Source organism: Pseudomonas marincola (genome assembly GCF_900116605.1).
GTDB classification, from domain to species: domain Bacteria; phylum Pseudomonadota; class Gammaproteobacteria; order Pseudomonadales; family Pseudomonadaceae; genus Aquipseudomonas; species Aquipseudomonas marincola.
In genome coordinates this window covers 222,519-241,401 of sequence record NZ_FPBC01000006.1, presented here as the reverse complement: position 1 = coordinate 241,401, position 18,883 = coordinate 222,519, and the positions used below count along the sequence as shown (strand labels likewise).

Here is an 18,883-nt window from a genome sequence, read left to right as displayed (position 1 = left end):
ATAGGCAGTGTTGGCTTGATCCATATAATCAGTCGGTTAATAGTAATGCCATTGACCGTCGAGTGAGCCATATGGAAAGCACACAGCAGCAATACGCTAATTTCAGAGCCGCATGGGTGGCACAGGCGCAGGCCAATCCGTGGATAACGGCCGGGCTTGCAGTGGCGTTATTGGCGATTGTCTGGTTGTTGGCTGGAAGTATCGTCAATGCGTTCGACGGCGGCATCAGCGAGCGTCTGCGCTATGCCATGTACGGTGGCGGCGCCGGATTTGCAGCGACTGCATTTGGCGCGTTGATGGCAATCGGGCTCGGCACTATCAGCAGTAGGACCCAAGACACCATGCTTGGCTTTGCAGCGGGCATGATGCTCGCCGCCAGTTCGTTCTCACTGATTGTTCCGGGCCTTGACGCGGCCAAAGCGATAACCGGCAGCAGTTTTGGCGCAGCTGGCACGGTAGTCGTGGGGCTGGCGCTGGGTGCGGTATTGATGCTCGGGCTGGATCGTTTCACCCCGCACGAACACGAGAGTACCGGCCCATGTGGCCCGGACTGCGAGCGTATCAACCGCGTGTGGTTGTTTGTGTTTGCGATTACCTTGCACAACCTGCCGGAAGGCATGGCGATTGGCGTTGGTTTTTCCGGCGGTGATTTGGGTGTAGGTATTCCCCTGGCGAGCGCGATCTCGATTCAGGACATTCCTGAAGGGTTGGCAGTAGCACTGGCCCTGCGCACCACGGGCTTGTCGGCGTTGGCGGCGGCGCTGATTGCCGCTGCGAGCGGCTTGATGGAGCCACTGGGGGCGCTGGTCGGGGTGGGGATTTCCAGCGGTTATGCGCTGGCTTATCCGATGAGTCTGGGGCTGGCGGCTGGCGCCATGATATTTGTGGTGTCTCATGAAATCATTCCGGAAACCCACCGCAACGGTCATCAGACCTCAGCAACGCTTGGCTTGATGGGCGGCTTTGCAGTGATGATGTTCCTTGATACCGCACTCGGCTGAGTGCGGCGAAACAGCCGCTACCACTTCATCATCGGCAGTGGATTGAGCGGGTGCTTGAGGAACCATTTCCCGCCCAGTTGCGCCAAGTTCTTGTGAAAGCCCGCGTTGGGGATGCGTCGTTTCAGTTCGCTGATAAAGTGTTTATCAAGCCCGAAGCGCACCGCACCGAGTGAGAAATCGACCAGATCAGCCTGTCGAAACTGCTCCACCAGCGGGTAGCGCGGATCGGTGTAGGCGCGCACTTTATGGTGCTCGCTGATCATCAGGCTGATTTCCTCAGCCCACGCTTGCAGCCCATGCTCTTGCAGGTAATGCAAAGCCGGCGGGATTGACGGTGGAATGTAGTCGACGGTGTGATCGGTCCATATGCCGATATCATGGAACGCGGCGGCGATGAATACCTTGCGTTGCTGCTCCTCATCGCAGGGATGCAGGGCGAAGCAGATGTTGATCATGCGGTACAGGTGATGGCGGTAGCCGTTGTAGTCCTTGCCAATGATGCTTTTCCAGTCAGCCAGTATCGCTTCCAATTGTGGGAACTCTTCAATGATCTGCACGATGTCCTGACGCCTCCCGGTGCGGGTTATTTGAAACGGATACGTTTGTTGATGGTTTCGCCCGCGTTTTCGCCGGGCTAGCAGATCTGCGCCTCGGTTTGCAGGGTGCCGCTGGCATCTTCGAAGACATGCAGCAGCGAAAAGTTCTTGTGGCCGGTGAGGGCGAACAAGCGCTCGCTGACAATGCCTTTGCAACCTTTCAGTGCGCCACCAGAGCTGATGCCGATAAGGCTGGCCGCTGGCGCAGGCTTGCGTGAGATTGCGCTGGAGGTTAGTTGGTAGACGCGTGCCTTGAGGTATTTGTTGTGAGTCAGCTGATAAACCGAGGCGCAATGCACATCACCGCTGAGAAAAACCAGCAGCTTGCCGTGCTTATCCAGTTGGGCGAATACGTTATTAAGAATCACCGCGCGCTCGGCCCAGTTAGAGTCGTGATCCCACTCATCCATCAAGTCGTCCTTGATGCTGCCAAGATCAGCATAGTTCACCAGCGCATCGACCCAGTGCAGCATCGGAACGGGTGAAACCACAAACAGAACTTTGCACGCGGGATGTTCGGCCTGGTCGGGTAACCATTGAAGGAAGCGGTCCATTTGCGCACGGCCGAGAATCTTGAACGGGTCTTGCTTGGGGTCTTTCTCGACATCGTGCTGGCCGCGCATGTCCAGCACGTAGAACGCGGCGGGCCCCTGGCTGAATGAGTAATCCCACTGACAATTGTCCGGGTTCTGCTCATCGTAAGGGGTGGGAGGGTTGTGGCTGTGCTCAAATTCGTAATAGGCCCGACACGCCGCGCGCCACATCAGGTCAATGAGCATGCCATCGACCTTTTTGTCATCCGCCTTGAATAACCGTGAGAGGCGGTGGAGCCTTTCCTTTTCGGTGTATGAGCCCCAGCCATCCATGATTTCGTGATCGTCCCACATCATGTATTGCGGGAATTGCCGGTACACCGCTTGCAGTGGCGCGACTTGCCAGTAAACCCGATAGAACCAGCGGTAGAGGTTGAGCAGGTATTGATAGATGCCTTCTTTGTCATAACCACGGCCCTTGCGGTAGGTCTGCAGCAGCTCATCCTTATTGTCTTTCAGCCAGACCCAGATATCCGGGAAGTCCTGCTTGGCATTAGTATCGACATACACCTGATCACCGCCGCCGATGACAAAGTCGGCGCTGTGGGTACACAACTGTTCGAGCATATGCGGCCAGGCGCCGACGCTGTTATCGGCATTGATGGGGTCGTGGCAGCTGTAAAAACCGAACACCAGTTCGCGGGCATTCTCGGCTTGAGTGCGGAAATAGCGATCAAGGCTGTAACCCAGCTCAGTGCGACGGCTGATGCTTTTGTCTTCGCACATCAATGCGTAGTAATAACGCGTGAATGGCTCGAGCCCGTCCACATCGAAGGTGTGGGTGAGGTTGCTTGAATAATCGAAGTCATGCTCGCCGATAAATGCAGGCTTGATCCCTGATTCCTTGAGAAAGCCTTGGATAGTCTGCTCATTGAGCCGGGTCAGGTCACCGGTGAAAGGTGCCGTCGATAGCACCAATGTCCATTTCCCTGGCTGGTAAAGACGTGCCCAGATACGCGCGGTTGTCGCGCTGGTATGGCCGATTACGGTAGCGCTATACAGCTTGGCGGTCGCCAATTCGTTGGCGCGGGGGTCCATTAGTGTCATCGCAAGTTCCTTTGCTGATTCGACGAGAGACAAGGGCGGCGTTTCCTTACGCGTTGTCACTGTGGCTGATGCCCGGTTGGATGGCCAACACAGTGTGATGAATGATTTCCGAGCCCGGCGTTCACTGATCGTTGGTCTGGCTGCGCGCCTGTGTCAGGTCGCTAAACTCAGCTCTGCAGGACTCATGCAGGGAAGGCATGACCTATTAGCGTCAGATGGCGATCCAGGGAAGGTTGAATCTATGTTTTATAAAAAAAGTAATGTCTCCAGCCGCCTGGCTGCAGTGTTGGTGGTAGCCGGTATGTTGTGCGCTGGGAGCAGTCATGGCGCAGATGTAGAAAACGGCAAGCGCGTGTTCAAAGAATGCTCGGCGTGTCATCAGGCAGGCGAGGGTGCGCAGAATGCGTTTGGACCGGTGCTTAACAACATCGTCGGGCGCAAGGCCGGCAGTTATCCCGGCTACAGCTACAGCGGCGATTTGAGCAAAGCGGGCGAGAAGGGTCTGGTCTGGACACCGGACCTGTTATTTGAGTGGCTCGATGACCCGAGCATTTTCCTCAAGAGTTATCTGGGTGATAACAACGCTGCCTCGAACATGCCCGTGACCTTTCCGGATAAACAACGCCGTGAAGATGTGATCGCCTATCTGGCCACGCAAACGGAGGCGGATGCCAAAGACGACGGAGTTTTGATGTCGCATGGCGAGACGCCTTTCGACGCCAAGTTGATGCCTAACCATGATGCCCGTCCCGACCCCGTAGACAAACTCCAGCATGTACGCCAAAAGCTGGTCGCACCGCCGATGCTGCCAATGCATAGCCAGAAGGCCACGGGCGAGCCCAAGGTGGTTGAGATTGAGCTGACTGTCGAAGAGAAGCAGTGGGTATTGGATGGCGATGGTACCGAAATATGGGCGCTGACCTACAACGGCTCAATTCCGGCGCCGGCGATGGTGGTGCATCAGGGTGATTACGTTGAGTTGACCCTGAAAAACCCGTCGACCAACTTGCTGGTGCACAACATCGATCTGCATGCGGTAACCGGCGCTCTGGGCGGCGCTGCGATCACCACGATCAGCCCCGGGAATCAGGTGACCATTCGCTTCAAGGCAACCAAGTCTGGCAGCTTCCTTTATCACTGCGCGCCAGAAGGCTCGATGACGCCCTATCACGTGACACACGGCATGACCGGGATGATTCTGGTACTGCCGCGTGAAGGTCTCACAGACGACAAGGGCCAGCCGCTGGTTTACGACAAGGCGTTTTACATCGGCGAGAACGATTTTTATGTGCCGCGCGACGACAAGGGTGACTACAAGCAGTATTCACGTCCGGGCGAGGATTTAACTGACTGGATCAAGTCGATGCGCACGCTGACGCCGACTCACGTGGTGTTCAATGGCCGGGTTGGCGCGCTGACAGGCAAGGGCGCAATGACGGCCAATGTCGGTGAAAACGTGCTGTTTCTGCATATGCAGGCTAATCGGGACACGCGCCCGCACCTGATTGGCGGCCATGGTGATTATGTCTGGGAAACGGGCTCGTTCGCTTCGCCGCCGTTGAAGGACGTGCAAACCTGGTTTGTGCGCGGAGGGTCGGTTGGCGCGATGCTCTATCGCTTCAAGCAGCCTGGCGTTTATGCCTACCTGAATCACAACCTGATCGAGGCTGTTGAGTTTGGCGCGGCGGCGCACGTGGTTGTAAAGGGTAAGTGGGACGATGATTTGCTGAAGAAGGTCAGTCAGGGTCCTGTGAGTGAGTAAAGGCAACCCTGATAGTTTGCGGCGCCTGCTTGACGACCAAAAACTGGCCCTGGTGATCTGCTGGGGCCTGATGCTGGTTTTGGCGTTGTTGCTGGCTGGAAACCTGTATATGTCCAACGGTGAGGAGGGCGGCAGTGTCGGTGAACTGCCGCCGTTCATTGCCGTGCAGCAACCATCGGGTGAAACGTTGATGGTCGGCGCCACTGAGGTGACTGTGGATCAGTGGCGGATCTGCGAGCAAGCGCAGGTTTGCCCCTTGCTGTCAGAAGGGCAGAGAGGTTCCAGCCCGATGGTCAATATGAGTTGGGCGGATGTAAGGGTGTTTATTCGGTGGTCTGCAGCGCGTCAAGGTCTGCCGCTGCGCGTACCGACCAAAGAGGAATGGCTGGTGTTGGCGGCAGAGCAGGCGGCGATGAAACGCAAACCGCTTTTTACTGACCCCCGTATGGCGTGGGCGGCAGATTATGATCTGACCGCCTTGCCGGTAGAGCGCAAAACCCGTGCAGTCACAGCATTTGGTGCCAACTCGCTGGGAATCTATGACATCAAGGGCAATGTCTGGGAATGGGTCGCAGCCTGCTATTACCCGCAGCCGGGGTTGCCCATAGAGGTGTTTGGCTGCATGAATGGGCGGGTGGCAATGGGCGAGCGCGAGGTTGGGCTCTCTGAGCAATTGCGCTCGCCGGGCAATACCGGGTGCGGGGGTGGTCAGCCGCCTGCCAATGTCGGTTTCCGCCTGGTTTACAGCGCGCTCGAGGCGCCTTGAGAACCTGTGGCGGCACTCAGTCGAGCATGCGCCACATGTGCAGTTTGGTTAAATATTCACCCTCAAGTGCAATCGCAAACGGCTCCCGGGCATATTGTTCAAATCCATAGTGTTGATACAGCGCAACAGCGGCCGTGTTGGTTTCGCTGACGCTGAGTTGTATCAGCCGTGCGTGGTTGATCAATCGTGCTTCACTCAGCGCGTGTTCAACCAACTGGCGCGCGAAACCCTGTTTGCGAAATGGAGGTACAACATAAAGCCCGAATAGCGTGACCTTGTGCCGGGTCTTCAATTGTTTTTTGCGCGAAAGCCCAACAACGCCGTGAAGCTCGCCCTGAGCATCGAAAATGCCATAGACCTGGGTTGTCGCATCCTCTGCATCGCTCACGCGCGCCTGCCACCAGCTCAGCGGTAAAGGCTCGCGCTCAGTTGCCGTGGTGGTGAATGACTGCGGGTGCGCGCGATAGGCTTCAAGCATCAATGCGCGATAGCGGCCAGCTTCTGCGGGGGCAAGTCGGTGAATCTTCATCTATTACTCTGTATCGGTGAGCGGCGTGCTAAGCACCAAGCTGAGTAGATTTTAGCTGTTTTGGATGCACCGCACGATGAGGTTGTTGATATGACTCAATGGCTTGCTGGCGATTTTGAATCTACTCTGTAATTCGTTAATCAGTTTCGACATTGCGCTGGGTAATAAATTGCGCGCCAACGTTGGTGCGCTGTATTGGTCTACGTCCCGAAGGCCGGGGCAGACCCTTAAAGAATTAAGTAAGAAGGACGACCACTTATGCAGCTTCGCAAGTCACTTATGGCGCTCTCAATCCTCGGCGCTGCGGGGAATGCCTGGGCTGGGGGAATCATGGTTTACGAGGCGGGCCAGGAAGGCGCAGGGCTGGCGAATGCTGGTGCTGCGGTACTTGCTACGGACCCCAGCGTGTTGATGAATAACCCCGCCGGAATCAGTGAGCTGAAAGGTACGCAGTTCACCGCCAATGCCCAGATAATTGCCGGCGATATGCGGTTCTCGCGCGATGCAGACAATACATTCAGCGGCAGTGAAGGTGGTCAGCCGCTGAAATATTTCCCCGGCAGCAGCTTGTTTATCAGCCACGAGATCAACGACCGGGCCAGCATAGGCTTCGGCATGTTTGGTACGTTCGGCCTGATGCTTGATTACGACGATGACTGGGCAGGGCGCTACTTCAGTCAGGAATCGGCGGTTGTTGGCGTGACCTTCCAGCCGACATTCTCCTACAGGGTCAATGATGACCTGTCTGTGGGCATTGGGCCGCGAATCATGTACGGCTACTACCGGTCCGAGACGGGTATCAATAACAACGTGCTGGGCGTCAATAATGCCGATGACGGCCAGTTGCGTTACAAGGACACCGACTGGGCAATGGGCATGAGCATCGGTGCGCTTTATAACCTGACGCCAACCACCAAAGTCGGTCTGGCATACACCAGTAAGATAAAGCTTGAGTTCGAAGACCGGCCTGAGCTCAAGAACGTCAGCAATCCAATATTAAACCTTGCTCTCAATCGCCTTGATGCCAACGGTTTGAATATCGATATGGAAGTGCCGCAAACAGTATTGTTGAGTGTTTCTCAGCAGTTAGACGGCGGTTGGACTCTGCTTGGCAGTGCGGGCTGGCAAGACTGGAGCGAGTTCGGCAAGTTGGGTATTGCAGTGGACGGTGGCGCCACAGGCGCCAGCACAACGGTATTGGCGGATCGCAAGTACAAGGACACCTGGCACTTGTCGGTCGGCGCGCAGAAACAAGTAAACGATAAGTTACGGCTGAACATGGGGGTGGGTTACGACAGCTCTGCCGTGGAGGATGAAGATCGCACCGTTGATAACCCAATGAATGAAGCCTGGCGCCTGGCTGCTGGCTTTAACTACGCGCTTGCCGATGATGTTGATATGCACATGAGTTACACCCTGATCTACATGGGCGATATGGATATCGATCAAACCAAGGAGCGTACCGGCCAGAAGTTATCAGGTGAGTATTCGGATGCAATGTTGCACGTTTTGGGTGGCGGCGTGACTTGGCGCTTCTGATTTAAATGCGCTCAGCCCATGAACGTGCAAGTTGAATTGAATGTGTTTGTCGAGGCAAATAAAAACGCCCGATGCGATGGCATCGGGCGTTTAGTTTAAGCAGCCGTGCTGCAGCGATTAAGCCGCAAAGCATTGCTTACTTAGGCATGTCGCGTTTCTCGTAACCGGTGTACAGCTGACGCGGGCGGCCAATCTTGTACGGATGCGAAAGCATTTCTTTCCAGTGCGAAATCCAGCCAACAGTACGTGCCAGGGCGAAAATCACCGTGAACATGCTGGTTGGGATGCCGATTGCCTTGAGGATGATGCCCGAGTAGAAGTCTACGTTCGGGTACAGCGAGCGCTCGATGAAGTACGGGTCGGTCAGGGCGATCTCTTCGAGACGCATGGCCAACTCAAGCTGCGGATCATTGGTGATACCCAGCTCCTTGAGTACTTCGTCGCACGTCTGCTTCATCACAGTGGCGCGCGGGTCGCGGTTTTTGTAAACGCGGTGACCGAAGCCCATGAGCTTGAACGGATCGTTCTTGTCCTTGGCTTTGGCGATGAAGGCGTCGATATTCGAAACATCGCCGATTTCATCAAGCATGCTCAGTACGGCTTCGTTCGCGCCGCCATGAGCCGGGCCCCAAAGCGCTGCAATACCGGCAGCGATACAGGCAAACGGGTTGGCGCCAGAAGAGCCAGCCAGACGCACTGTTGAGGTCGAGGCGTTCTGTTCGTGGTCAGCGTGCAGGATAAAGATCTTATCCATTGCCTTGGCCAGTACCGGGCTGATCGGTTTGATCTCGCACGGCGTGTTGAACATCATGTGCAGGAAGTTCTCGGCGTAATTAAGGTCATTACGCGGGTACATCATGGGTTGACCCATGGAGTACTTGTAAGTCATTGCTGCAAGTGTTGGCATCTTCGAAATCAGGCGCATGGCCGAAACTTCGCGGTGATGCGGGTTCTTGATGTCCAGCGAGTCGTGATAGAAGGCGGAGAGGGCGCCAACTACACCGCACATGATTGCCATTGGGTGGGCATCGCGGCGGAAGCCGTTGAAGAAGGTCTTCAACTGCTCATGAACCATGGTGTGGTTCTTGATAGTGCTGACAAATTGAGCCTTTTGCGCTGCATCAGGCAATTCGCCGTTGAGCAACAGGTAGCAAGTCTCGAGGTAGTCAGCTTGCTCTGCGAGTTGCTCGATCGGGTAGCCGCGGTGCAGCAAAATACCCTGATCGCCATCGATGTAGGTGATCTGCGACTCGCAAGAGGCGGTCGACATGAAACCTGGGTCGAATGTGAAACGGCCCGTGGCTGTTAAGCCCCTTACATCAATCACATCTGGCCCAACGGTGCCGCTTAAAATAGGCAGTTCGACGGGGGCTACGCCCTCGATGATCAACTGCGCTTTTTTGTCAGCCATGTTTGGCCTCCTAGTTATGCTTGAAATCATCAGCTAGCCCCCCACGCAGGGCCCGCACCACTATAGTGTTATAAATCGGAATGTCAATTTAGGTAAACCCATACGGGAGAAGGGTTTGCAGCACAAATGCAGGCAAATAGTTGTACACAGTCAGCGCATTTTTTAAAGCACTTTAATCAGCACTTAGGTACAGGCTACTGCGTTGTCATTAGCGTCCTAACTGTCTATACTCTGCGACCGACCACTAGTGCTTTAGCCTGCGTCCAAGTGGTCGTCACTCCTTGGGTGATGCGTTTCTGCAAGTGCACTTCCCGACAACTTTGCCCTGCTAGTTAAGGGCTCTCAGTGTGATAAAAAAGCCGTGAATAGCCAACGACCTGTAAACCTAGACCTTAGGACTATTAAGCTCCCAATCACCGCTTACACGTCCATTCTTCACCGTATCTCCGGTGTCATCCTTTTTGTTGGTATTGCCGTTCTGCTGTTCGGTCTCGACAAATCGCTGGCCTCCGAAGAGGGCTTTGCCCAAGTGAAAGAATGCCTGACCAGCCCGCTGGCCAAGTTCGTGATTTGGGGCCTACTGTCTGCATTGCTATACCACCTGGTGGCCGGTGTGCGCCACATCATCATGGATATGGGCATCGGTGAGACGCTGGAAGGCGGAGCATTGGGCTCAAAAATCGTAATCGCCGTTGCGGCGGTCGTGATCCTGCTTCTGGGGGTATGGATATGGTAACTAACGTTACGAATTTCTCGCGTTCGGGCCTCTATGACTGGATGGCTCAGCGTGTATCAGCGGTCGTTCTCGCGGCTTATGTACTGTTCTTGCTGGGTTACGTCATCGTAAACCCAGGTATGGACTATGCCGGCTGGCATGGACTGTTCTCCCATACTGCAATGCGTATTTTCAGTTTGCTCACACTGGTTTCTCTGAGTGTGCACGCCTGGGTTGGTATGTGGACAATCTCCACTGACTACCTGACCAACATGGCGTTGGGCAAATGCGCTACAGCGGTACGTTTTCTGTTCCAGGCAGCGTGTGGCATTGCCATGTTCGCGTATTTCGTCTGGGGCGTGCAGATTCTTTGGGGTATCTGATTCATGACTAGCATTCGCACTCTTTCTTATGACGCCATCATTATTGGTGGCGGCGGCGCAGGCATGCGTGCAGCACTGCAACTCGCTCAGGGCGGTCACAAGACTGCTGTGGTCACCAAGGTATTCCCGACTCGTTCGCACACTGTATCGGCTCAGGGTGGCATCACCTGCGCAATCGCCTCTGCTGATCCAAACGATGATTGGCGTTGGCACATGTACGATACCGTCAAGGGTTCCGACTATATCGGTGACCAGGACGCTATCGAATACATGTGTTCCGTAGGCCCGGAAGCTGTTTTCGAACTTGAGCACATGGGTCTGCCGTTCTCGCGTACCGAAACCGGTCGTATCTACCAGCGCCCATTCGGCGGCCAGTCGAAAGACTTCGGTAAAGGCGGTCAGGCTGCACGTACTTGCGCTGCTGCTGACCGTACTGGTCACGCACTGTTGCACACGCTTTATCAGGGCAACCTGAAAGCCGGCACCTCGTTCCTTAACGAGTGGTACGCCGTAGACCTGGTGAAGAACCAGGACGGCGTTGTTGTCGGTATCATCGCTATCTGCCTGGAAACAGGCGAGACTGTTCACATCCGCGCCAAGGCTGTAGTGCTGGCGACCGGTGGTGCTGGCCGTATCTACTCCTCGACCACCAACGCACTGATCAATACCGGCGACGGTATCGGCATGGCGCTGCGTGCAGGTGTACCGGTTCAGGACATCGAAATGTGGCAGTTCCACCCAACCGGTATTGCCGGCGCGGGTGTACTGGTTACCGAAGGTTGCCGTGGTGAAGGTGGTTACCTGATCAACAAGCATGGCGAGCGTTTCATGGAGCGTTATGCACCAAACGCCAAAGACCTTGCTGGTCGTGACGTTGTTGCACGTTCGATGGTTAAAGAGATCATTGCCGGTAACGGCTGTGGCCCTGATGGCGATCACGTAATGCTGAAGATGGATCACCTGGGCGAAGAAGTCCTGCTGAGCCGTCTGCCAGGCATCGTTGAGCTGTCGAAGACCTTTGCTCACGTTGATCCGGCTGTTACCCCGATCCCGGTTGTTCCGACTTGCCACTACATGATGGGCGGCGTTGCCACCAACATTCATGGCCAGGCCATCACTCAAGATGCCAATGGCAACGACAAAGTCGTCGAAGGCCTGTTCGCTGTAGGTGAAGTGGCTTGCGTATCGGTACACGGTGCCAACCGTCTGGGCGGCAACTCGCTGCTTGACCTGGTTGTATTCGGTCGTGCGGCTGGCCTGCACCTCGAAAAATCGCTGCGTGAAGGTGTTGAATACCGCAACGCCAGCGAAACAGATATCGATCAGTCACTGGCTCGTCTGGCTGGCGTTAACCAGCGCACGACCGGTGAAGATGTTGCTCCGCTGCGTAAAGAGCTGCAGAGCTGCATGCAGAACTACTTCGGTGTATTCCGTACGGGTGAATACATGCAGAAGGGCATCACACAATTGGCCGACCTGCGTGAGCGCATCGCGAACGTCAAGATCGCGGACAAGAGCCAAGCGTTTAACACTGCGCGTATCGAGGCACTCGAACTGCAAAACCTTCTTGAAGTTGCTGAAGCGACTGCGATTGCTGCCGAGGTCCGTAAGGAATCTCGCGGTGCGCATGCGCGTGAAGACTTTGAAGATCGTGACGACGAAAACTGGCTGTGCCACTCCCTGTACTTCCCAGGCGAGAAGCGCGTGACCAAGCGTGCCGTCAACTTTGCACCGAAAACAGTGCCTGCCTTTGAACCCAAGATTCGTACTTATTAAGGGTGATAGATATGTTGCAAGTAAGCGTTTATCGCTATAACCCTGATCAGGACGCAGCGCCGTTCATGCAGGAGTTTCAGGTTGATACCGGCGGCAAGGACATCATGGTTCTTGACGTGCTGGCCCTGATCAAAGAACAAGACGAAGGTTTCTCGTACCGTCGTTCTTGCCGTGAAGGTGTTTGTGGCTCTGACGGCATGAACATCAACGGCAAAAACGGTCTGGCCTGTATCACGCCGCTGTCGGCTGTGGTCAAAGGCAACAAACTGGTTGTGCGCCCGTTGCCGGGTCTGCCAGTAATTCGTGACCTCGTCGTCGATATGAGCATCTTCTACAAGCAGTACGAGAAGGTGCAACCGTTCCTGCAGAACGACACACCTGCGCCGGCTATCGAGCGCAAGCAGTCGCCTGAAGAACGTGAAAAGCTTGATGGTCTGTACGAGTGCATTCTGTGCGCTTGCTGCTCGACCAGCTGTCCGTCGTTCTGGTGGAACCCAGACAAGTTCCTGGGCCCGGCAGCTTTGCTGCAGGCTTATCGTTTCCTGGCTGACAGCCGTGACAACAAAACTGAAGAGCGTCTGGCTGCTTTGGACGACCCATTCAGTGTGTTCCGCTGCCGTAGCATCATGAACTGTGTGAGTGTTTGTCCTAAAGGGTTGAACCCGACTAAGGCAATTGGTCACATCCGTCAGATGCTGCTTCAGAGCGGTACCTGATTTATCGTTGATGCAACACCTGTAACACTGCGGCGCTGAAATGGTTCACCGCCGCAGCTATAGCCAGAGTCACAGCCCAAAAAGCCGTGATTCTTTTTGGAAAATTTGACGACCAGCAGGGGCATCCGGGCTGGTGCCCGGACTATCTGCGGGATCCGTGGTGGTTTGACCCAAACCTTGAGACAGGTTTGGGTGGCCCTGCGGTTTCTACGCCGGTGGTGTCCCCTTACCGAGGGTGACCAAGCATGCAAGAAAGCGTGATGCAGCGCATGTGGGACAGCGCCCACCTATCCGGTGGTAACGCGGCCTATGTGGAAGAGCTCTACGAGCTTTACCTGCACGATCCCAACGCTGTGCCAGAGGAGTGGCGCACATACTTTCAAAAGTTGCCGGCGGAGGGTAACGCAGCTACGGATGTGTCGCATTCAACGATACGCGACCATTTCGTTTTGCTTGCGAAAAATCAACGCCGTTCCCAGCCAGTTTCGGCTTCCAGCGTAAGCTCGGAGCACGAGAAGAAACAGGTTGAGGTACTGCGTTTAATTCAGGCTTACCGCATGCGCGGACATCAGGCTGCCAAGCTTGATCCGCTTGGCTTGTGGGAACGCCCTGTGCCCGCTGATCTGGGTATCAATCACTACGGCTTGACCGATGCTGACCTGGACACCAATTTCCGTACCGGTGGTCTGGTAATTGGCAAGGAAGAGGCTACTTTGCGTGAAATTCGCGACGCGTTGGAGCAGACATATTGTCGCACCATCGGCGCCGAGTTCACTCACATCGTCGACTCCGAGCAACGCAGCTGGTTCCAGCAGCGTCTTGAGAGCGTACGTGGCCGCCCTGATTTTTCCGGTGAAGTACAAAGCCATCTGCTTGAGCGCCTGACTGCCGCCGAAGGTTTGGAGAAGTACCTGGGTACCAAGTATCCGGGCACCAAGCGTTTCGGTCTGGAAGGTGGCGAGAGCCTGATCCCGTTGCTGGATGAAATCATTCAGCGCAGCGGTTCGTACGGCACCAAAGAAATCGTCATCGGCATGGCTCACCGTGGTCGTCTCAACGTTCTGGTCAACACCTTTGGCAAGAACCCACGTGACCTGTTCGACGAATTCGAAGGCAAGAAAACCGAAGGCCTGAGCTCGGGTGACGTTAAGTATCACCAGGGTTTCTCTTCGAACGTCATGACCGCCGGTGGCGAAGTTCACCTGGCGCTGGCATTCAACCCTTCGCACCTTGAAATCGTCTCCCCGGTAGTTGAAGGCTCGGTACGCGCGCGTCAAGACCGTCGTAGCGATGCCATCGGCGACAAGGTTCTGCCAATTTCCATTCACGGTGACGCTGCATTCGCAGGTCAGGGCGTGGTCATGGAAACCTTCCAGATGTCGCAGACTCGCGGCTTCAAGACGGGCGGCACGATCCATATCGTCATCAACAACCAGGTTGGCTTCACCATCAGCCGTGCAGACGATGCTCGTTCGACCGAGTACTGCACCGACGTGGCGAAGATGATTCAGGCGCCGATCTTCCATGTGAATGGTGATGATCCGGAAGCCGTACTGTTTGTGACGCAGATGGCTGTTGATTACCGCATGCAGTACAAGCGTGACGTCGTTATCGACCTCGTTTGCTACCGTCGCCGCGGTCACAACGAAGCGGACGAGCCGAACGGTACCCAGCCGCTGATGTATCAGCAGATCTCCAAGCAGCGCACCACACGTGAGCTGTATGCCGAGATGCTGGTCAACGCTTCGCGTCAGTCTGCTGACGAAGTTCAGAGCAAGATCGACGAGTACCGCACTGCGCTGGACAACGGCCAGCACGTAGTGAAAAGCCTGGTCAAAGAGCCGAACAAAGAATTGTTCGTAGACTGGCGTCCGTATCTGGGCCACGCCTGGACTGCACGTCACGACACGCGCTTCGACCTGAAAACCCTGCAGGAGCTTTCGGCCAAGTTGCTCGAAACCCCGGACGGTTTTGTGGTTCAGCGTCAGGTCTCGAAGATTTACGAAGACCGTCAGAAGATGACGGCCGGCGCGTTGTCGATCAACTGGGGCTTTGCCGAAACTATGGCATACGCGACCCTGTTGTTCGAAGGTCACCCGATCCGTATTACCGGTCAGGATGTGGGTCGCGGTACGTTCTCGCACCGTCACGCCGTTCTGCACAACCAGAAAGACGGCTCGACCTATGTACCGCTGCAGCGTCTGTATGATGATCAACCGAAGTTTGATCTCTACGACTCGTTCCTGTCGGAAGAAGCTGTACTGGCATTTGAATACGGTTACTCCACCACCACGCCAAACGGCCTGGTGATCTGGGAAGCTCAGTTCGGCGACTTCGCCAACGGCGCTCAGGTGGTGTTTGACCAGTTCATCTCCAGCGGTGAAACCAAGTGGGGGCGTCTGTGCGGCCTGACCATGCTTCTGCCACACGGCTATGAAGGGCAGGGTCCGGAGCACTCATCGGCACGTCTGGAGCGTTATCTGCAGCTGTGCGCTGAGCACAACATGCAGGTGTGCGTACCGACTACGCCGGCGCAGATCTACCATTTGCTCCGCCGTCAGGTGATTCGTCCGCTGCGTAAGCCATTGGTCGTGTTGACGCCTAAGTCGCTGCTGCGCCATAAATTGGCGATCTCGACGCTGGAAGATCTGGCCGACGGTTCGTTCCAGACGGTCATTCCGGAGATCGATGCTATCGATCCGAAGAAAGTTGACCGGGTGATTCTGTGCAGCGGCAAGGTTTACTACGACTTGCTCGAGAAGCGTCGCGCTGAAGGCTTGAACAACATTGCAATCGTGCGACTGGAACAGCTTTATCCGTTCCCGGAAGATGATTTGGCGGAAATTCTTGCTCCTTATAAGAACGTCAAACACATCGTCTGGTGTCAGGAAGAGCCGATGAACCAAGGTGCCTGGTATTGCAGCCAGCATCACATGCGCCGCGTGGTTGCTGCGCATAAGAAGACTCTGGTTCTTGAGTATGCCGGCCGTGAAGGCTCTGCATCTCCAGCATGTGGTTATGCATCGTTGCACGCCGAGCAGCAGGAAAAACTGCTGCAGGACGCATTTACTGTTTAACGCCTTCGCGCAAGAGGCGGCCTTAGAGGGCCGCCTCGTTAAAACCGAATTTAAGGACATACACAATGGCTATCGATATTAATGCCCCAACTTTCCCGGAATCGGTTGCTGACGGCACCGTTGCTACCTGGCACAAGAAGCCGGGCGACGCAGTCAAGCGCGACGAACTGATCGTTGACATCGAGACTGACAAAGTCGTTATCGAAGTGTTGGCTGAAGCTGACGGCGTGATCGCTGAAATCGTCAAGAACGAAGGCGACACCGTACTCAGCAACGAACTGCTCGGCCGCCTGAACGACGGCGCTACTGCCGCTCCGGCTGCTGCTCCTGCTCAGGCAGCTGCCGCGCCTGCCGCTGCAGCACCGGCTGCTGCTGAAGGTGATGACCAGATTCTTTCGCCTGCTGCACGCAAGCTGGCTGAAGAGAACGGCATCGACCCGAACAGCATTTCGGGTACTGGCAAAGGCGGTCGCGTTACTAAAGAAGACGTAGTTGCTGCTGTTGAAGCCAAGAAGAATGCACCGACTGCTGCACCTGCCAAGGCCGCTGCTCCGGCTGCCGCTGCTCCAGTTATGCCTGCTGGTGACCGCGTTGAGAAGCGCGTACCGATGACGCGTGTTCGCGCCACCGTTGCCAAGCGTCTGGTTGAAGCTCAGTCGAACATGGCCATGCTGACCACGTTCAACGAAGTCGACATGACCGAAGTCATGGCGCTGCGTTCGAAGTACAAAGATCTGTTCGAGAAGTCGCACAATGGCGTGCGTCTGGGCTTCATGTCGTTCTTCGTTAAAGCGGCAACCGAAGCGCTGAAGCGTTTTCCTGCGGTTAACGCCTCGATCGACGGTTCGGACATCGTTTACCACGGTTATGCGGACATCGGTGTTGCTGTTTCCAGCGACCGCGGTCTGGTGGTTCCGGTTCTGCGTAACGCTGAGTCGATGAGCCTGGCTGAAATCGAAAACGGCATTGCCACTTTCGGTAAGAAGGCGCGTGACGGTAAGCTGTCCATCGACGAGATGACCGGTGGTACCTTCACCATCACTAACGGTGGTACTTTCGGTTCGATGATGTCGACGCCGATCGTTAACCCACCGCAAGCTGCAATCCTCGGCATGCACAACATCATCCAGCGTCCTATGGCCATCAATGGCCAGGTCGTTATCCGCCCAATGATGTACCTGGCGCTGTCTTACGATCATCGCCTGATCGATGGTAAGGAAGCCGTGACCTTCCTGGTAACCATCAAAAACTTGCTGGAAGACCCAGCGCGTCTGCTGCTGGACATCTAATCCCAGTTTCTCCCTCGGCGGCTCTCACAAGGAGCCGTCCGGTCTCTTTGAGAAGGAAGTAAGTTATGTCTCAGAAATTCGACGTGGTAGTCATCGGTGCCGGCCCTGGCGGTTACGTAGCAGCCATCAAGGCCGCTCAACTGGGTTTGAAGACTGCTTGTATTGAAAAATACCAAGACAAAGACGGCAAGATCGCATTGGGCGGTACTTGCCTGAACGTCGGTTGCATTCCGTCTAAAGCACTGCTCGACAGCTCGTGGAAGTACCACGAAGCGCAGGAAGGTTTTGCTGTTCACGGTATCACTGCCAAAGGCGTGAGCATGGACGTGCCGGCGATGGTTGGCCGCAAGAACACCATCGTCAAGAACCTGACTGGCGGTGTTGCCACTCTGTTCAAGGCTAACGGCGTAACCCTGCTTGAAGGCCACGGCAAACTGCTGGCTGGCAAGCAAGTAGAAGTGACTGCACAAGACGGCACCACGCAGATCGTAGAAGCCGGTAACGTGATCATCGCGTCGGGCTCCAAGCCAATCGACATTCCACCAGCGCCTGTTGATCAGGACGTTATCGTCGACTCGACCGGCGCCCTGGACTTCCAGAGCGTACCGAAGAGCCTGGGCGTTATCGGTGCTGGCGTAATCGGTCTGGAGCTGGGTTCTGTCTGGTCGCGCCTGGGTTCGGAAGTGACTGTTATCGAAGCACAGGACAAGTTCCTGCCTGCTGCTGATGAGCAGATCGCCAAAGAAGCCATGAAGACCCTGACCAAGCAAGGCCTGAAAATTCGTCTGGGCGCACGCCTGACCGGTTCGGAAGTGAAGAAGAAGCAGGTCACTGTGACCTTCACTGACGCTGACGGCGAGCAGCAGATGACTTTCGACAAGCTGATCGTTGCGGTAGGCCGTCGTCCGGTTACCACCGATCTGCTGGCTGCAGACAGCGGCGTTGACATGGATGAGCGTGGCTTCATCTTCGTTAACGATCAGTGCGAAACCAGCGTTCCGGGCGTTTACGCCATCGGTGACGTGGTGCGCGGCGCGATGCTGGCTCACAAAGCATCGGAAGAGGGCGTAATGGTTGCCGAGCGTATTGCCGGCCACAAAGCTCAGATGAACTACGACCTGATTCCTTCGGTTATTTACACTCACCCGGAAATCGCATGGGTCGGCAAGACCGAGCAGCAGCTGAAAGGTGAGGGCGTTGCTGTCAACGTCGGTACCTTCCCGTTCGCGGCCAGCGGCCGTGCAATGGCTGCCAACGACACCGGCGGTATGGTTAAAGTGATTGCTGATGCCAAGACTGACCGCGTTCTCGGCGTTCACGTTATTGGCCCAAGCGCTGCTGAACTGGTTCAGCAGGGTGCAATCGGCATGGAATTCGGCACCAGTGCTGAAGATTTGGGCATGATGGTGTTCTCGCACCCAACATTGTCCGAAGCGCTGCATGAAGCGGCGTTGGCTGTAAATGGCGGCGCCATTCACATTGCCAACCGCAAAAAGCGCTAAATAATTCGCCGAATCGCGCGGACACGCGTGCTGATCGTACAAGCGGGCTCGGAAATATGCAGAAACATGCGTAAAATCCGGGCCTCGCTTGCGCAGGTAAAGATCATCATCTGTCCGCGCGGTGCAACAAAGGCGAGTTTGGAACAAAAAGAACCACGGCATCGGCCCGCGTCGGCTCAAG

Annotated in this window: 15 protein-coding genes; 11 read left to right on the top strand and 4 right to left on the bottom strand. The window is 55.7% G+C overall.

Annotated features, from left to right (window positions below; translation table 11 throughout):
- Window positions 1-71: 71 nt before the first annotated feature.
- The gene (locus tag BM395_RS12085) at window positions 72-1,001 is read left to right on the top strand and encodes a ZIP family metal transporter (protein WP_090512146.1); all 930 of its coding nucleotides are present in this window, start codon (window positions 72-74) and stop codon (window positions 999-1,001) included.
- Window positions 1,002-1,018: 17 nt separating this feature from the next.
- Here the strand turns inward: BM395_RS12085 and BM395_RS12080 are convergent, their stop codons facing one another.
- Together BM395_RS12080 and BM395_RS12075 are read right to left on the bottom strand one after the other, a co-directional pair.
- Window positions 1,019-1,558 carry a hypothetical protein gene (locus BM395_RS12080; RefSeq protein ID WP_090512144.1) on the bottom strand — a complete coding sequence of 180 codons (540 nt, stop codon included), beginning with the start codon at window positions 1,556-1,558 and terminating at the stop codon, window positions 1,019-1,021.
- A 77-nt stretch (window positions 1,559-1,635) separates the two neighbouring features.
- On the bottom strand, window positions 1,636-3,237 hold the full coding sequence (locus BM395_RS12075; protein WP_090512141.1) for an alkaline phosphatase D family protein: 1,602 nt from the start codon (window positions 3,235-3,237) through the stop codon (window positions 1,636-1,638).
- Window positions 3,238-3,478: 241 nt separating this feature from the next.
- Here BM395_RS12075 and nirK point away from each other — a divergent pair, with 241 nt between their 5' ends.
- Entirely contained in the window at window positions 3,479-4,999 is a 1,521-nt protein-coding gene (gene nirK / locus BM395_RS12070) for a copper-containing nitrite reductase (RefSeq protein WP_170860590.1), read from the top strand.
- Complete coding sequence (locus tag BM395_RS12065) at window positions 4,992-5,765, top strand: formylglycine-generating enzyme family protein (protein ID WP_090512136.1); 774 nt, start codon at window positions 4,992-4,994, stop codon at window positions 5,763-5,765. The genes nirK and BM395_RS12065 overlap by 8 nt, the downstream gene beginning before the upstream one ends.
- A gap of 16 nt (window positions 5,766-5,781) precedes the next feature.
- On the opposite strand, the gene BM395_RS12060 is transcribed toward BM395_RS12065, so the two are convergent.
- Entirely contained in the window at window positions 5,782-6,294 is a 513-nt protein-coding gene (locus BM395_RS12060) for a GNAT family N-acetyltransferase (RefSeq protein WP_069900195.1), read from the bottom strand.
- A gap of 258 nt (window positions 6,295-6,552) precedes the next feature.
- Between BM395_RS12060 and BM395_RS12055 the strand changes: the two genes are divergently transcribed.
- Window positions 6,553-7,833: an OmpP1/FadL family transporter gene (locus BM395_RS12055; protein WP_090512133.1), complete on the top strand. Its 1,281-nt coding sequence runs from the start codon at window positions 6,553-6,555 to the stop codon at window positions 7,831-7,833.
- Window positions 7,834-7,969: 136 nt separating this feature from the next.
- On the opposite strand, the gene gltA is transcribed toward BM395_RS12055, so the two are convergent.
- Window positions 7,970-9,244: a citrate synthase gene (gene gltA / locus BM395_RS12050; RefSeq protein ID WP_069900197.1), complete on the bottom strand. Its 1,275-nt coding sequence runs from the start codon at window positions 9,242-9,244 to the stop codon at window positions 7,970-7,972.
- A gap of 361 nt (window positions 9,245-9,605) precedes the next feature.
- Between gltA and sdhC the strand changes: the two genes are divergently transcribed.
- The 7 genes from sdhC (at window position 9,606) to lpdA (ending at window position 18,702) form a co-directional block, all read left to right on the top strand.
- Window positions 9,606-9,980: a succinate dehydrogenase, cytochrome b556 subunit gene (gene sdhC, locus BM395_RS12045; RefSeq protein ID WP_069900382.1), complete on the top strand. Its 375-nt coding sequence runs from the start codon at window positions 9,606-9,608 to the stop codon at window positions 9,978-9,980.
- Window positions 9,974-10,342: a succinate dehydrogenase, hydrophobic membrane anchor protein gene (gene sdhD / locus BM395_RS12040; protein WP_069900198.1), complete on the top strand. Its 369-nt coding sequence runs from the start codon at window positions 9,974-9,976 to the stop codon at window positions 10,340-10,342. Before sdhC ends, sdhD begins: the two co-directional genes overlap by 7 nt.
- Before the next feature lie 3 nt (window positions 10,343-10,345).
- On the top strand, window positions 10,346-12,118 hold the full coding sequence (sdhA, locus tag BM395_RS12035; RefSeq protein ID WP_069900199.1) for a succinate dehydrogenase flavoprotein subunit: 1,773 nt from the start codon (window positions 10,346-10,348) through the stop codon (window positions 12,116-12,118).
- Window positions 12,119-12,129: 11 nt separating this feature from the next.
- On the top strand, window positions 12,130-12,834 hold the full coding sequence (locus BM395_RS12030; RefSeq protein WP_069900200.1) for a succinate dehydrogenase iron-sulfur subunit: 705 nt from the start codon (window positions 12,130-12,132) through the stop codon (window positions 12,832-12,834).
- Between the two features lie 245 nt (window positions 12,835-13,079).
- The gene (locus BM395_RS12025) at window positions 13,080-15,911 is read left to right on the top strand and encodes a 2-oxoglutarate dehydrogenase E1 component (RefSeq protein WP_069900201.1); all 2,832 of its coding nucleotides are present in this window, start codon (window positions 13,080-13,082) and stop codon (window positions 15,909-15,911) included.
- Window positions 15,912-15,976: 65 nt separating this feature from the next.
- Window positions 15,977-17,200, top strand: coding sequence for a 2-oxoglutarate dehydrogenase complex dihydrolipoyllysine-residue succinyltransferase (odhB, locus tag BM395_RS12020; protein ID WP_069900202.1), 1,224 nt, complete (start codon window positions 15,977-15,979; stop codon window positions 17,198-17,200).
- 65 nt (window positions 17,201-17,265) lie between these two features.
- Window positions 17,266-18,702: a dihydrolipoyl dehydrogenase gene (lpdA, locus tag BM395_RS12015; RefSeq protein ID WP_090512131.1), complete on the top strand. Its 1,437-nt coding sequence runs from the start codon at window positions 17,266-17,268 to the stop codon at window positions 18,700-18,702.
- Window positions 18,703-18,883 lie beyond the last annotated feature (181 nt).